Genomic DNA, 14,973 nt, shown 5'->3' with positions numbered 1-14,973 from the left:
ATTGCTTTATGCCAGCATAAATTCAGCAAAAAATGCACTCAACTCTTCAGTCGCATTGAGGGGTAATATCGTCGCAATATGCTGGTCGGGTCGCACTACAACCATGCAACCACTGGTGCGGTCGATACCTCGTTGAGAAAAAATATCGCTGTCTTGTTTGGCATGAAAGACCTTTTCATAATCTCTGAGTCCGTATTTTCCTTTGGTAGGCCAGAGATAATCTGGTAGGTTTTCAATTAACAGGTCTTGTTGTTGAAACACGCCATAGACATCAATGACTGCGTCGATATCGGCATTATCTTGGGTGTATTTTTTAACCGGCGAGGTGACCGAAGACTCGAGGAACTGTACCAACTGATAGACGTCTGATGCTCTATCGGTAGGGTTTTGTTGATTGCCAAAGATAAAGGTACGCCAGCGACCATCGGCTTTATTGAGATGACCTAAGTGCTGTGGGCGACCGTCGGCTAGTCGTATAGCTTCGGCGGAATGGAAGCGCTGACCAATCGTAAATCCTGTTGCGAGGTGTTGATGTTCAGTGCCGCTGCAGATAAATGAAGGATTATATTGGATTGAGGTGCCGGCAATAAAACCATTCTGGCGGGCTATAAATTTCTCGATATCAGCGGTATTGGTTTTCACTTGGGTATCTTTCTGCGCGCTTGGGCGGGTTGCTACCAGCGCTGACATCTGCTGATCTGCTTCAATCAGCTGTTGAGCGATTTTCCGGCGCTCTGATGAATAAGTCTGCAGTAGTTTTGCATCACTTTGGCCACGCAATACCGCTGCCAGTTTCCAGCCAAGATTAAAGGTGTCGGGCAGGGAGGTATTTAAACCCCATCCCCCTTTTGGACTGTGGGTATGACAGGCATCACCGGCAACAAAGGCACGGGGAATCAGTCCTTCTGGGTTACCTGCCGGGGTATTATCAAACCGGTCCGCGACCCGTTGGCCAACCTCGTAGATCGACCACCAAGCAACCTCTTTCACATCCACTTGATAAGGGCTCATGATCAGTTGCGCCTTGGCGATAATATCATCAACGTTGAGTTCTAGATTGGAGGCTCTTTGATCTTTGTCCAATAGGTCGAGCTCGACATAGAGTCTGACGAGATAACCCCCTTCTCGGGGGATCAGCATCACCGCGCCATTGTCTTTCGATTGTATAAAGCTCTTCACCCGGATGTCGGGGAAGTCGGTGACTAATAAAACATCCATCACTCCCCATGCCTTATTGGCGGAATCACCTTCCAATACAATCGACAGATTTTTGCGCACAGCGCTTCTTGCACCATCACAGCCGACTACATAGCGTGCCCTGATGGTTTCGACCTTGGCAGGCTGGGCGTCAACGCGTTCAAAGCTGGCCGTAATCGGATAAGCATTAAGGTCTTGGGTTAGCTCAGAATCGACTTCGAGCGTTAGTAGTTGGCGGTTGTAGTGGGGCACGAGATGAGTTACTGATTGCGCCATACCTTCCAGTAAGATGTCATGAAGCCGAGCCTGGTTAACAACGCTATGGGTGAACTCAGAGAGCCCAAGCCGGGCATCGGCGACTTTGTGGGTACGCTTTATGTGGTTGGGTTGTTCGTTGTCGGGTTCCCAGAAGGCATTTTTATGGAGTTGGTAAGCTTCTTTAACCAGCATCTCGCTGCTATTAAAGGCTTCCATAATCTCCATCGTTCGGCAGGATATTCCATCGGCTTGGCCAAACAGCATTGGGCCCGGTTTCTGTTCAACGATGCAGGTTTTGATATCACCGAAAGCGGCCAGCTGCCGTGCTAACGCTAACCCTGCAGGGCCACAGCCGACAATTAATACATCCACCTCGCTAGGTAGATCGACTATCGGTGCTAGGCTGGCGGGTTCTCGTGCGGCATCGGGAATTTGGTGGTTGCCGGGTTTAAAACCATTGAGATGATACTGCATCACTTAATCCTCTTCGCATGTTTGCGGGGTCTTATTGTCGTTATCAACCTGTGCTTGATACGAATAGACTACGTGGATTGAGGTCGTGAGTTTGTCCCCTAAAAATGGGGACTCTAGCATGAAGGGCGGTAAAGGATTTTGGTGAATGGTATGCTATTAAAGTGACAGGGGATCTTCAGTGGCGATTGTTGGTCATCATTAGCGCATAAGATTGTCACTCCCCGTCTATGGTTTGATAGCGTCTGTTATCGACGTGGCCTATCAGGTTCAATTGACGGGCCTGAACAGATTTCACTTATCCTTAAGTTGCTCTTTCATGGCCGCTTGCATCTCTTTTTCGAGTGAGATAAACAGTTCGATATAGTTATTAACCAGATGGCTTTCTTTCTTGGCATCAATGGACGCTTTTAGCAGGTCTTTATGATGTTGCTGCTCGGTCTGGTAATACACTGATTTCGCTTTTTCGGCGGTACTCTGTGAAAAGCCTAATACCTGTAATGATGTTTTGCTCATTTCTAAGGCTGTAAAATAGGATTCAATAAAGACATGATCTGCGCCGGCCTCTTCGAGGGCATAGGCATGACCACGATCGTAAGCGCGTGCAATGATCGGTAGGTTTGGGTGAAACTGTTTCACATGTTTAACCAATGGTAAAACACGCTCTTTGTCATCGATGGCTATGACGAACAGCGACGCTTCATCGAGCCCTGCGGTGTATAGCAGTGCAGAGTCGGTGGCATCACCATAGTAGGCATGCATGCCGATTTTTTTCACTCGATCAATAACCGTGGTCGATTGGTCAATAACCGTGGTTTCAAAGCCATTGGCCGTTAATAAACGATTGATTACCTGACCGAAGCGGCCAATGCCTGCAATGATGACTTGGCCTTTTTTATCGATACTATCGGCTTCTTTCGATTGCTGACTGATTAGATACTTAGGAGTAATAACCCTGTCATATAAGATGAATAGTAGCGGGGTTAAAAACATAGAAAGGGTGATCACCGGCGATAGAATGGCGATCCATTCGTTAGGGAGTGCCTGACTCTGTGATGACACACTGAGTACGACAAAGCCAAATTCACCCGCTTGTGCCAAGCTTAACGTTAGTAACCAACCATCTGCTTTTCTAATACTGAAAATAATCGCTAAGCACAATAATACCGCGGCTTTTATGATGATAACGCCAAGGGTTAAGCTGCTGATAAGCCAAAAGTTCTCCGCAATAACGGCGAAGCTAATACCCGCTCCCACGGTGATGAAAAACAACCCCAGCAATAAACCTTTAAAGGGTTGGATATTACTCTCCAGCTCGTGGCGAAACTCGCTATTAGCTAACACGACCCCGGCTAAAAATGTCCCTAGGGCAGGTGACAGACCAACCAAACTCATTAAAGCGGCAATGGCGATAACCAGTAATAATGCGGTGGCGGTATATATTTCACGTAGCCCGGTATTGGCGACCCAGGTAAATAAGGGTTTCGAAATATAATGGCCGAGGACAATAATTAGGGTGATTGCAAAGGCGATAACGCCGGCATATTGCCAACCGGATAGCTGCTCAACCAATGAAATACTGTCGTGCTCTGAGGCTGATGAGGCAACCTCTGGCATACCAAAATAGGCCGGGATCGCTAAGAGAGGAATGACCGCTAGCATCGGGATAACGGCGATATCTTGAGATAGCAGGATAGAGAATGCGGCCCGGCCACCATCTGTCTTGTTGAGTGATTTCTCCGCAAAGCTCTGCATTACAATGGCGGTTGATGACAACGAGAATATCAGCCCAACCACTAGTGAGGGTTGCCATGGAAACTCTAACGCCATCCCCAATAGAGTGATCGCGAGGGTGGTTAAACTAATTTGTAAACCGCCCAAACTAATGAGCCGATTTTTCATATTCCATAATGCTTTCGGTGAAAGCTCTAGGCCCACAACAAAGAGCATCATTACGACACCAAACTCAGCGAAATGCTGAATAGTGGTTGTTTCGTCGCCGACTAATCCGGTAATGGGGCCGATGATGACACCAGCGATGAGGTAACCGAGCACCGAACCTAACCCCAGTCTTTTGGCGAGTGGCACACAGATGACTGCAACTAAGAGATAGATAGCGGCTTGGATAAAGTAGGTCGTCATAATGAATTCTTTTTGGTTCAAAAGTCTTATTGTTAGCGATAGTGCTGCTAGTACAGCAAGTCTGGATGCGTTAATAAGCTAAATATTGGCTGATGTGGGCACGGATTAGTATGCCATTTTTCGAGTGGTGTTATCGAGAAAATAGTAGCGATGCACAGCTGTTATTTCAGTGGTTGGGGCTGGGGTTCAATGGTTAGCATCAAGCAAGCGAATCGTTCACCGCTACTAGTACTTCACCGTTCACATGAATTACTTTTTCAATACACGGGAGAGTGCCACGTTAGGTAGGCGGTCAGGTTGTCTACAGATCAGCGTTATCGTGATATAGGGTGAGGTTTATAGCGCTAGCGGTATGTCAAAATACAGCTGTATAACGGCGGGTGAATATTAGATCCTTTATCTAATCGCGTTGGGGGTTAAACACTATTTTCTGGTGATAAATTGACAGTCATTATTGAAGCAAAGCGGCAGCGATGAACTGAGTCAGCGTTATCGCTGCCGCTGTTGTCGTAAGGATGTTTGGGTTAGGGATTAGTTGTAGGCACCTGAGGCATAGTGCAGTTCGTAACTATGGCTGTAAATTTCTAGAATATTGCCGAACGGGTCTTCCATATAGATCATCCGGTAAGGCTTTTCACCGGGGTAGTAATAACGTGGTTTTGCCATGCGTTTTTTGCCACCGGCGGCGACAATTTTGTCTGCTAGGCCTTCAACGTCAGGGTCTTGCACGCAGAAGTGAAATACGCCGGTTTTCCAGTATTCAAAATTATCTTCAGGGTTTTGCTGGTTTTTAAATTGGAACAGCTCAACCCCGATGCGATCACCGGTTGATAGGTGGGCAATTCTGAATGATTCCCAGTTGGCTCCAAAGACATCGGTGCACATCTCACCAATGGGACTGTCATCTTCGACGATCAGTGTCGGTTCCATAATGAGATACCAGCCGAGTACCTCGGTATAGAATTTGACAGCCGCCTCTAGGTCAGGGACTGAAATACCTATATGGGAAAAAGTACGCGGGTAGGCGTTAGGTGTGTTAGTAGGTGAATCTTGCATGGTATTCGCTCCAACGCGGTTGATGTGGCTTGGGGGGAGAGTGGGTATAGAAAGAGTGTATAAAACCATGCGATTAATATAAAATTATCATTTATGATTATTTTAATAACTTTATATTATGATTAATCCCGTTTTTCTACGTACCTTCATGAGTCTGGTTCAAACTAAGCATTTCACCCGCACCGCACAAATGTTGCATATGACTCAACCAGGGGTGAGCCAGCATATTAAAAAACTTGAAACCGCGCTGGATAAGCCATTGTTGAATCGTTATGGCAAAACATTTGAGCTAACGCCGGCGGGTGAGCGCTTGTATCAGTTTGGCTTACAGCAAGCGGATGCCGAGGCTGAATTAGTGAGTGCACTGGCTAATGATGACCAGTATCGAGGGGCGTGCAAGGTCGCTTGTTCGGGTTCTATGGCCATGCAGCTTTACCCTCAGTTACTTGAGTTACAAAAGCAATATCCGGCCATTACTGTGAATATTGAGGCGGCACCTAATACGGCCATTATTGAACGTATTCAAAAAAATCGTTCAGATATTGGCATTGTGACGCAATTAATTGCTGAACCCACATTAGAGCAGCAGGTGCTGGGTGAGGACGCGCTTTGCTTAGTGCTGCCTGTAGGGGGTGATGCTAATTGGGAGACATTGCTGCAGTTGGGGTTTATTGATCATCCCGACGGGCAGCATTACGCCACACAAGTGTTGCAGGCGAACTTTCCTGAGTTATATCAAGGCATCGAAAAGATCGCGACATCGGGCTATATTAATCAGCTCAGTCAGATTTTGCTGCCGGTGTCGCAGGGGTTAGGTTTTTCGGTTTTGCCTCGGTCTTCGGTAAAGGCTTTTCCTTATCCCGAGCAAATTCAATTGGCAGCGCTGGCATCACCCGTCAATGAAACGGTGTATCTTATCTATAAAAAACACCGGCCTTTAGCGGCGCGCTATGGGTTAATAAAAAACCTTCTGCTGAGGCTTTGGGCCTAGTTAAGTTTGGCGGCGGCAGGCGTTATTAGCGAGTAGGCAAGGGCTAACTATCAGCTGACTATCTTGTTCCGACCACTATTTTTGGCTTGATAAAGTTTTCTGTCGGCTTGTTCAATCAGATCATCTGCAGACAACGATGAACCTGCATCTATATGCACTACGCCAAAGCTCATAGTGATGTGCTGGTTCTTAATTACTGGGTGGGTCTTGAAGTTCTCTTGGATACTGCTGAGCCGGCTCATGACCTGAGTAACATCGGTATTAATGAATACCATGATGAACTCTTCACCGCCGTAGCGGGCAACAATATCGACAGATGCTCGTGTGTTATTTCTTAGGTTTGTGGCAACGGCCACTAAGGCAATATCACCGGCGGTGTGGCCAAACTCATCGTTAATGCGCTTAAAGTGGTCAATATCACATAAGACAAAGGTGATTTGCTGGTGGGATTGTTGAGCTTTGTTCAAGGCGAGTTCCAATATCTGGTTAAACCCTCGTCTGTTGTATAGCTGTGTTAATTCATCGGTTAGCGAGTTCTCGAGTAGAGAATCATTTTCGTCCTGTAAAACAGATGTTCTTTCCGCCACTTTTTTCTCTAGGTTTTGCATGATGTCGGAAAGGGTATCGGCCATTGAACTGAGTCCTTGGCTGAGGGAGTTGATCTCACTCACGTGACTCAGAGGATGAGGTAACAGCTGAATACTTTTTATATTCTTGCTGTTAGCGGCTTGATTGAGCACCTGTATCGGTTTGCCGATATACCAAGCGATCAGTGAGCCGAGTAAGCCTATGCAGATAAACAGTGCCAAGGTAATGATAATCGTACTTTGAGTGTAGTCCGTTAATAAACTCTTATGATAAGCGCTAGGGATGAGAATCCCGATGAGCCAGTTTTTACCATACTTGAGCGAAATCGAGCGGACGAAATATAAATATTCCTGTCCGTTATCGCTGAATTTGTGAGTGCCTGGGGTTAAGGTTTGGCTCGCCAACTGTAAGGTTGTGTTCGGATGATTGTTGAGGTTAACACGGTGGGTAACTCCATCTGCTTTGCGATACAACTCGCCCTGTTCTGAGGTGGCGATTAACGCACCATCCTCTTCGGCTAAAAAGAGGTAAGCCCCTTCGACTAGTTCGAGCGATTCAAGGTATTTATCGAGTTCAATTAACGCGATGCTTGTCGCTGTTACCCCTAAAAGGGTGCCCTGCTGATCATATATGGGCGCAGATAAGCCGATGCCGAGGGTTGGATAACCATAATAAGAATGAATATCACTCCAGGTCATTTTATTTTCTTTTATGGCGTCCTTATAAAAAGGTCTTCCCCGTGGGTCGTAACTAAAGGTAGCATCGGACAGTATCTTCGGGCCAATAAAGTTGACTGGATCGTACTCAAAACCTTCCATTGTCAGCGGTTTGTTAATGAAGTTGGCGGCGATATTGTGCTTGCCGCTGATGGTCGGGTCTTGTGCCGAGGCAAGGTAGCGGCCATCGGCGGTTGCCGTGGAGATAAAGGTCATCTGATTGTAAGGCGTGGCTTGTTCGTAAAACCGATCGGCAATCTGGGGTAGGTCATCAAGCAGTTCTGGGCGGTGAGAAAAGGCGCTGAGGTTAAGCTCGACAATATCGCTTAACGGTGCCATGAAGTCTTGAACGCGATCATAAATTCGGTTTTCGACCTCTTTGATATATTGGGCGCCGACGCTGGTGGCAATATTTGAAATAGTGACGGTGGATACAAAGTACATCGTTATACCCGATATCAATGCAAGCACGACGAACGGGGTGACGATCAACCAGCGTAATGGAACAGACTTCATCTACGGTTTTCTCATTTTATAGGTGTCGCCTCAACACATGCCCGACCAACAACTGGTTGGTGATGGCTTTAACTATAGTCATTAATCAATGACAAATCTGTTGCTGATGGCTAAATTCATGATAAATCAGCTGTTTACTACCCATAATGACAGCGTGGTTTAATGTGAATCGTTTTGGCTGTGCTACAGCGCCCTCGCTGGCTTTCCCCGGAAGCTATCGGCATCGTAATGGTGGTAAAACCCCGCTTCGATGTTATGAGTAATTGTCTGCATCCACATGGTGTGACCTTCATCATTGCAAGGGATAAAATCGCTTTCTACCATCAACGAGAACTTCTAGCATCATTGGAGTTATGGGCTACTTTAAGGCATAATTCCTACTAAATTGGTTGGTTATTATTGAGCGGTAATCGGTACGACCGCTGTTTGGGGTATTTCTAATGCAGAATGTAAAAAATATAGTGGCGGTTGCATCCGGTAAAGGCGGTGTTGGTAAGTCGACTACAACGGTTAATTTGGCGCTGGCGATGGCGGCTGAAGGTTATCGTGTCGGTGTGCTGGATGCGGATATTTACGGTCCGAGTATGGGGACGATGTTAGGTGTACCGCCGGGCACACGGCCTGAACCGGTCGGTGAAAAAGCGATGAAACCGTTGATCGCACACGGTGTGGAAGTGATGTCTATTGCGTTTCTGATTGATGAGACACAGCCGATGGTTTGGCGTGGGCCGATGGCCAGCGGTGCCTTGCAACAGTTGCTAACGCAGACCGAGTGGAGTGATCTGGATTATCTGTTTGTTGATATGCCACCGGGTACGGGTGATATTCAACTGACTCTGTCACAGAAAGTGCCGGTGAGCGGAGCAGTGATCGTCACGACACCACAAGATATTGCGTTGTTGGATGCTCGTAAAGGGATAGAAATGTTCCGTAAGGTTGATATCCCAGTATTGGGTATTGTTGAAAATATGAGTGTGCATATCTGTAGCCAGTGTGGCCATACCGAAGCTATTTTTGGCAGCGGCGGCGGTGAAGAGTTGTCGCGAACTTATGATGCACCCTTGTTGGGACAGTTACCGCTTAAAATGTCGATTCGCGAAGCAGTTGATGGTGGTGTTCCCACGTTGGTGGCAGACCCTCAGGGCCCTGAGTCTCAGATTTATCGTGCGACGGCGCGTCAGGTTGTTGAGGCGTTGAAGGCACGCAGTGGTGCACAACAGGCGATGCCGAATATCTCGATCAATCAGGACTAATATATAGGCAGTTGACGCCGTCGTATTAGATGGCGTGTAGGCTACCGGCCAACCGCATTTTTTTTGTAAAAGTGCGGTTTTTTTTGAGCAAAAACGATATTATGTGCGGCCGCACAATTAACATACAACTGGAACTGAAAAGATGGGTATCAAATCTGACAGCTGGATTCGTCGTAGGTCTTTGGAACAGCGCATGATCGAGCCTTTTGAGCCGGGTCAGGTACGTCGCCGCGGTGATGAACGACTGATCTCTTATGGCACGTCTAGTTATGGTTATGATGTTCGTTGTGCCGATGAATTTAAGATTTTCACTAATATCAACTCCTCTATTGTCGATCCGAAAAATTTCGATGATGGGAGCTTTGTTGATGTCCAATCAGATGTTTGTATTATCCCGCCGAACTCCTTTGCGTTAGCGCGCACGGTTGAGTATTTTCGGATTCCTCGGGATGTATTGACTATTTGTCTGGGTAAAAGCACCTATGCCCGCTGCGGTATTATTGTCAATGTCACGCCGTTAGAGCCTGAGTGGGAAGGTCATGTGACCCTTGAATTCTCTAATACCACGCCTCTGCCGGCTAGGATCTATGCCAACGAAGGCGTGGCTCAGATGTTGTTCTTAGGGGCGGATGAAGTGTGTGAAACCTCATATAAAGATCGTGATGGTAAGTATCAGGGTCAAACCGGAGTGGTTGTACCGCGTACATGATTGAAGCAAGTAAAAAAATTCAGAGTTTCTGGCAGCAGGTAGAGCAGACAATCGAACGGCTGTTAATCAGTGAATCGGAAAGTCAGTTTGAAAATGAATCCTTGTTGCTGGAATACAGTAAAAGCCTCAGAAACATCGATGCGAATCTAACCTTTCATTTTGAGCGTGAAGAGGGGGAAGGTAATGTTGAGATGGTGTTCGGCTGTGATGGCTATCCTGAATCAATCAGCTCGGTGCTGACCTTGGTGGGGGCGGCGCCGGATATCGGTGGTGTCAGTTTTGTAGCGTTTAATAATCGCTATGATCCCGTGCCTGCGACGGTTAATTTTGGCGATGAGCAGTTTCAATTAGATGAATTCTGGTTTGGCTTTCGGGTTGAATCTGGGCGTTATCATCTGGATATTTATATGCAGGACCTGCCAGTCACGTTGGATATGGAGCCGCGTATTGAAGCGGTGATGATCTATCTGGATGCTTTGATCGGCGAATACGATCTTATGACCCGGGTTTCAACCCTGGACTGGTATGATTTGCCTGTTGACCCGATTGATTATGCGCTGCAGCCTTTGTCGGCATTGCGCAGCTGTTTTGATCAGCGGCGTCATCAGATTAGCCCTATCGGGCTAATCTATCATTGAATCGGTGGTGTTAGTTATCCGATAGTATGTAGATGCTCCCTTCTTCGTCATCTTCATCCGCCGCGTTGTTCCAGAGTATCCAGCTAGACATAATGCATCCTCTTCTTATTTTTATCCGTAGAGGTATGGAGTCCGGGCCTGTTGTAAGGAGTCCTGCCTCTTTTTATAGCTTCGGCTGACAAGCGTTAAACATTAGGCTGATATAAATCGCTCCCGTTATTATTGGGCTAGGTTAGGGTATATATCCTATATATCAAGATATGGGGCGCTTTAATAGAGTGTTTACTGGCCTGTTTGCGGGCAGCCAATTCAGTATAGATGAAGGATTAGCTTCTTTGCGAGTTGATCGACTAATATTAAATGATGCTGTGGGCTGCGGCATTATGGAGATAAATATGAGCCAGTTATTAACAACGCTGATATCACAGGTAAGAGCTGACTATCTTGATTTGATGGAGACAGGGGGGGCGTTACCCCTATACCACGGCGGAAAAAATCTGTCATGAGCGGCTCTATCTCAATGCTGATGAATTGGCGCGTGTCGTAGCTGAAGATCCAACGCTGCTGGCAGCCCGTCGAGGGGTGTTGGTGGTCAGTGAGAGTGAGCGTGAAAATCCCAGTGTTGGCATGATAATCAGCGCCAATATCGCGGCGGCGATGATGGAAGGGTTGATTGATATAGCGCTAGAGAATGGTTGGCTAGGGTTAGGTGATGATGGGCGCCTACAGCTTGATGCTGAAGAGTTATCGTTGCCAGAGCCAGAGGTAACGGAAGTGGATTACAGTACTTCAGATACTGCCCGTGAAAATTTGGTTAAACCGGGTGAGAGTCTATTGACCGGTGTGATGACTCGTGCCGAATCGGCCTATGCCCAGTTGTTGAGTAGTGCTCCACATAATGCGTATAACTTGGCGCTGCAGGTGGCTTCGGAATACTCGCTGTTTGCCCCAGATGATATTGCTCCATTAATACAAGAGAACCCTCTGTTGCTGGGGTTGCGTGGTGATGGCATGGTCGATGAGGTCTTGTTTGAGGGCGATCCACCGGCGGGTATGATTATCAGTGCGCATATCACTCAGATGGTGGTTTCTCAGCTGCTTGAGTTGGCGGTAGAGCAGGGGGCGTTAGGCACCGATAGCAGTGGTCATCCATTGTTGCCGGGGAGTGATGCTGGCGAGCCGATTATTCACTGATTTTATAGGACGACGCCGACCGGGTGTCGTCATTTTTTGGCATATTCCTGCTGGGTACGGTCAAGCTCGCCGATATCCAGTAGCGGCGCGGCATCTAGGTGTTGTGCGTTGAGCATAAAGGCGATCCGCTCGAGGCTTGCCACCACCATCGATTGTTCCCAGTTCTGCATATCCTCGAAATTTCTGACAAAAATATCCTGCTGTGTGGTCGGCGCACCTTTCATGAGTTCAGTGCCTTTATCGGTTAGGCTAACCCATACTTTACGTTTGTCATCTTTGCCTCGTTCGCGGGCAACCAATTCTTTTTTCCAAACGATCAAGAATGCTGGTGATGGTGGCCTGAGTTAACACCATCTCTTTGGCGAGTTCGCCGCTGGTGAGCTGGGTGTTCTCACGGAGTGTTTGCATGACCATCAACTGTGGTGGTGTCACCCCGGTGCCGCGGCTGATCTCTTTATCTTGCATATCGGTCGAGCGGATAATCTGACGCAGCAATACCAGTGCCTTCTGGCTGTTTTCCATGGCTTATCTCATGTCAATTTTGGTTGGCTATTCTACGGATATCCACTCCTATAATCTATGGGTTTAGGCGGATTATGAGTGTGAAAGTAAATATAATTAGCATATCTAATTAATATTTTTGTTTTGTTTGTGTTATATTGGCGCAAATATTACGAAATCAGTGTGTTTTTTGGCTTCTTATGGTGTATTTTTCATAAAAATAGCGTTGTTTATCTGTTTTCAGTATGTTTTATAATGTAAAAATAAATTGTAAAGCTAAATAAAAGTAATTCTAAATATTTGAGGATCAATGGATATTGCAAGCGTAATCTTACGCAAACCTGGGGCTGCCGACGGCGACTCCGTTAATACTCTCATTAGTCATATACCCGAATTAGATAGCAACTCCTGTTACTGTAACCTGCTGCAATGTAGCCATTTTTCAGACACCTCTGTGTTGGCTGAAAGTAAGGGTGAAGTCGTCGGTTTCGTGAGTGGATATCAGCAACCGAAAGACCCTTCAGTGCTCTTTATCTGGCAGGTTGCTATCGCACCAAAAGCCCGTGGAATAGGCCTTGCAAGTAATATGCTTCAGGCGCTGCTGGCACGTAAAACCTCTGTCTCTGTCACCCACCTAGAGACTACCATTACGGCTGATAATAGTGCTTCTTGGGCGCTCTTTAACCGACTAGCAGATGATTGTGGCGCGCCACTTGAGCGTTCTCTGATGTTTGATCGCAGCGATCATTTCAACGATAAGCACGATTCCGAGTTCTTGGCACGTATCGGCCCTCTACCGCGCTAATCCTTCGTATAGCGATATAAATTCCTTTTTTGACTAATTAAGTTTTAAATAACTAAGAGTACTGTTATGAAAATTTTTGAACAGATTGAATCTGAAGTTCAGTCCTATGCTCGTTCGTTCCCGCGTATTTTTAACAAGGCGCAAGCCGAATTCCTCTATGATGAAGATGGCAATCGCTATCTCGATTTTCTCGCCGGTGCCGGTACGCTGAACTACGGTCACAACAACCCGCTGTTTAAAGAAAAGTTGCTGGAATATATCCATAGCGATGGTATCACCCATGGTTTAGACCTGCATACCAAAGCAAAAGGCGAATTTCTCGAAGCGTTTAACGAGAAAATTCTGAAGCCGCGCAACTTAGATTATGTCATGCAGTTTACCGGGCCAACCGGAACGAATGCGGTAGAGGCGGCACTGAAATTGGCACGTAACCTGACTGGCCGTGAAAACATTATCAGCTTCACCAATGGTTTCCATGGCGTGACGATGGGTGCGCTGGCCGCAACCGGCAACTCTCATCACCGGGGCGCCGCAGGCGTCAGCTTAAGTGGTGTGAGCCGGATGCCCTATGACGGCTATCTTGGCGATGATATCGATACCACCGTATATCTAGATAAAGTATTGAGCGATTCCAGTAGCGGTATCGATAAGCCGGCGGCGGTTATTGTCGAAACGGTGCAGGGTGAAGGTGGTATTAACGCTGCTAGTTTTGAATGGTTAAGAAACCTAGACCAAGTTTGTAAAAAACATGATGTGCTGCTGATTGTTGATGATATTCAGGCGGGCTGTGGTCGCACCGGTACTTACTTCAGTTTTGAAGAGGCCGGTATTAAACCGGATATCGTCACGCTGTCGAAATCGTTGGGCGGCTATGGTTTACCGTTCGCTGTCGTTTTGTTCCGCCCAGAGCTGGATTTGTGGAAGCCGGGTGAGCACAACGGCACATTCCGAGGTAACAACTTTGCCTTCATCACGGCGACGGCGGCGATCAACAGTTATTGGTCCGATGATACTTTCTCAAAAGAGGTGAAGGAGAAAGGCCGTTATATTTCACAGCGGCTGGAGAGCATTGTTGAAGCGTATGGTAATGGCAACTTTACCACCCGTGGCCGCGGTATGTTTCAGGGCATTAGCTGTGTGAACGGTGAACTGGCAGACAAAATTACCACCATCGCGTTCAAGAATGGTTTGATGATTGAAACCAGCGGTGCCGATGATCAGGTTGTTAAATTGCTCTGCCCGTTGATTATCACCATGGAAAACCTGGCAACGGGTATTGATATTCTTGAGAGCGCGATTCGTGAAGTATGCGCCACAGAAGACCGTATACCGAAGCAAAAAAAGTATTTCGATCCTATCGTGCTGGCAAGCTAAGTCGGGTTTGATGGATTGATGCACTCGGCGTGGATTAGACGCGCCATTGGTTGCTGGCGAAAAGCACTGTGTGAGGGCGCGAGTTGCGCCCGGTCTTGAAGCCTGCAACACACTTACCATAATTGAATAAAAAGGGAATAATATGATCGTTCGTGATTTAGCTGCAGCAGAACAGAGCAATCGCCGCATAGTATCGCCGGATGGCAATTGGGAAAGTACGCGGATGCTGCTGAAAGACGACAATATGGGGTTTTCATTTCATATTACCACCATCTACAAAGGGGCTGATTTTGGTATGCATTATCAGAACCATCTGGAATCGGTGTATTGCGTCTCAGGAGAAGGGGAGATTGAAACTCTAGCCGATGGCAAAGTCTATCCGATTAAAGCGGGCACACTGTATGTGCTGGATAAACATGATAAGCATATTTTACGTGCTTTCGAAGAGATGAAAATGGCCTGTGTGTTTAATCCGCCGCTCAACGGTAAAGAAGTGCATAACGCAGAAGGAGCCTACGAACTGGATGCTGACACTGTTACAGCATGAAAACTGGAGGAGAGAGT

At 47.0% G+C, this 14,973-nt stretch carries 14 protein-coding genes; 8 read left to right on the top strand and 6 right to left on the bottom strand.

Going from position 1 to position 14,973, the window contains the following annotated elements:
- Positions 1-6: 6 nt before the first annotated feature.
- The 3 genes from AC0L4K_RS12350 to AC0L4K_RS12340 form a co-directional block, all read right to left on the bottom strand.
- Entirely contained in the window at positions 7-1,929 is a 1,923-nt protein-coding gene (locus AC0L4K_RS12350; protein WP_473266389.1) for an FAD-dependent monooxygenase, read from the bottom strand.
- 291 nt (positions 1,930-2,220) lie between these two features.
- On the bottom strand, positions 2,221-4,068 hold the full coding sequence (locus AC0L4K_RS12345; RefSeq protein ID WP_473266387.1) for a monovalent cation:proton antiporter-2 (CPA2) family protein: 1,848 nt from the start codon (positions 4,066-4,068) through the stop codon (positions 2,221-2,223).
- Between the two features lie 531 nt (positions 4,069-4,599).
- The gene (locus AC0L4K_RS12340; RefSeq protein ID WP_417221880.1) at positions 4,600-5,124 is read right to left on the bottom strand and encodes a lactoylglutathione lyase family protein; all 525 of its coding nucleotides are present in this window, start codon (positions 5,122-5,124) and stop codon (positions 4,600-4,602) included.
- Between the two features lie 148 nt (positions 5,125-5,272).
- Here AC0L4K_RS12340 and AC0L4K_RS12335 point away from each other — a divergent pair, with 148 nt between their 5' ends.
- On the top strand, positions 5,273-6,115 hold the full coding sequence (locus tag AC0L4K_RS12335) for a LysR family transcriptional regulator (RefSeq protein WP_473266385.1): 843 nt from the start codon (positions 5,273-5,275) through the stop codon (positions 6,113-6,115).
- Positions 6,116-6,165: 50 nt separating this feature from the next.
- Here the strand turns inward: AC0L4K_RS12335 and AC0L4K_RS12330 are convergent, their stop codons facing one another.
- The gene (locus AC0L4K_RS12330) at positions 6,166-7,935 is read right to left on the bottom strand and encodes a diguanylate cyclase (protein ID WP_473266384.1); all 1,770 of its coding nucleotides are present in this window, start codon (positions 7,933-7,935) and stop codon (positions 6,166-6,168) included.
- 440 nt (positions 7,936-8,375) lie between these two features.
- On the opposite strand from AC0L4K_RS12330, the gene apbC reads away from it, so the two are divergent.
- The 4 genes from apbC (at position 8,376) to AC0L4K_RS12310 (ending at position 11,729) form a co-directional block, all read left to right on the top strand.
- Positions 8,376-9,188, top strand: coding sequence for an iron-sulfur cluster carrier protein ApbC (gene apbC, locus AC0L4K_RS12325; RefSeq protein ID WP_473266382.1), 813 nt, complete (start codon positions 8,376-8,378; stop codon positions 9,186-9,188).
- A gap of 142 nt (positions 9,189-9,330) precedes the next feature.
- Complete coding sequence (dcd, locus tag AC0L4K_RS12320) at positions 9,331-9,897, top strand: dCTP deaminase (RefSeq protein ID WP_417221884.1); 567 nt, start codon at positions 9,331-9,333, stop codon at positions 9,895-9,897.
- Positions 9,894-10,535 (top strand): hypothetical protein, encoded by a 642-nt coding sequence (locus AC0L4K_RS12315; protein ID WP_417221885.1) that lies wholly within the window; start codon positions 9,894-9,896, stop codon positions 10,533-10,535. The genes dcd and AC0L4K_RS12315 overlap by 4 nt, the downstream gene beginning before the upstream one ends.
- Before the next feature lie 531 nt (positions 10,536-11,066).
- On the top strand, positions 11,067-11,729 hold the full coding sequence (locus AC0L4K_RS12310) for a hypothetical protein (RefSeq protein WP_473266381.1): 663 nt from the start codon (positions 11,067-11,069) through the stop codon (positions 11,727-11,729).
- 29 nt (positions 11,730-11,758) lie between these two features.
- On the opposite strand, the gene AC0L4K_RS12305 is transcribed toward AC0L4K_RS12310, so the two are convergent.
- Entirely contained in the window at positions 11,759-12,028 is a 270-nt protein-coding gene (locus AC0L4K_RS12305) for a hypothetical protein (protein WP_473266380.1), read from the bottom strand.
- Positions 12,000-12,251, bottom strand: coding sequence for a MarR family transcriptional regulator (locus AC0L4K_RS12300; RefSeq protein ID WP_473266378.1), 252 nt, complete (start codon positions 12,249-12,251; stop codon positions 12,000-12,002). Before AC0L4K_RS12300 ends, AC0L4K_RS12305 begins: the two co-directional genes overlap by 29 nt.
- A gap of 289 nt (positions 12,252-12,540) precedes the next feature.
- Here AC0L4K_RS12300 and ectA point away from each other — a divergent pair, with 289 nt between their 5' ends.
- From ectA to AC0L4K_RS12285, 3 genes are all read left to right on the top strand, one after another.
- A complete protein-coding gene (gene ectA, locus AC0L4K_RS12295) occupies positions 12,541-13,035 on the top strand; it encodes a diaminobutyrate acetyltransferase (RefSeq protein ID WP_417221890.1) in 495 nt (164 codons plus the stop codon).
- A 66-nt stretch (positions 13,036-13,101) separates the two neighbouring features.
- Positions 13,102-14,409, top strand: coding sequence for a diaminobutyrate--2-oxoglutarate transaminase (gene ectB / locus AC0L4K_RS12290; RefSeq protein ID WP_417221891.1), 1,308 nt, complete (start codon positions 13,102-13,104; stop codon positions 14,407-14,409).
- Positions 14,410-14,551: 142 nt separating this feature from the next.
- The gene (locus tag AC0L4K_RS12285) at positions 14,552-14,956 is read left to right on the top strand and encodes an ectoine synthase (protein WP_417221892.1); all 405 of its coding nucleotides are present in this window, start codon (positions 14,552-14,554) and stop codon (positions 14,954-14,956) included.
- Positions 14,957-14,973: the final 17 nt, after the last annotated feature.

Source organism: Amphritea sp. GJ51-11, from assembly GCF_055808735.1.
The sequence above is the reverse complement of the archived record's forward strand: the minus strand, read 5'-3'. Positions and strand labels throughout refer to the sequence as shown.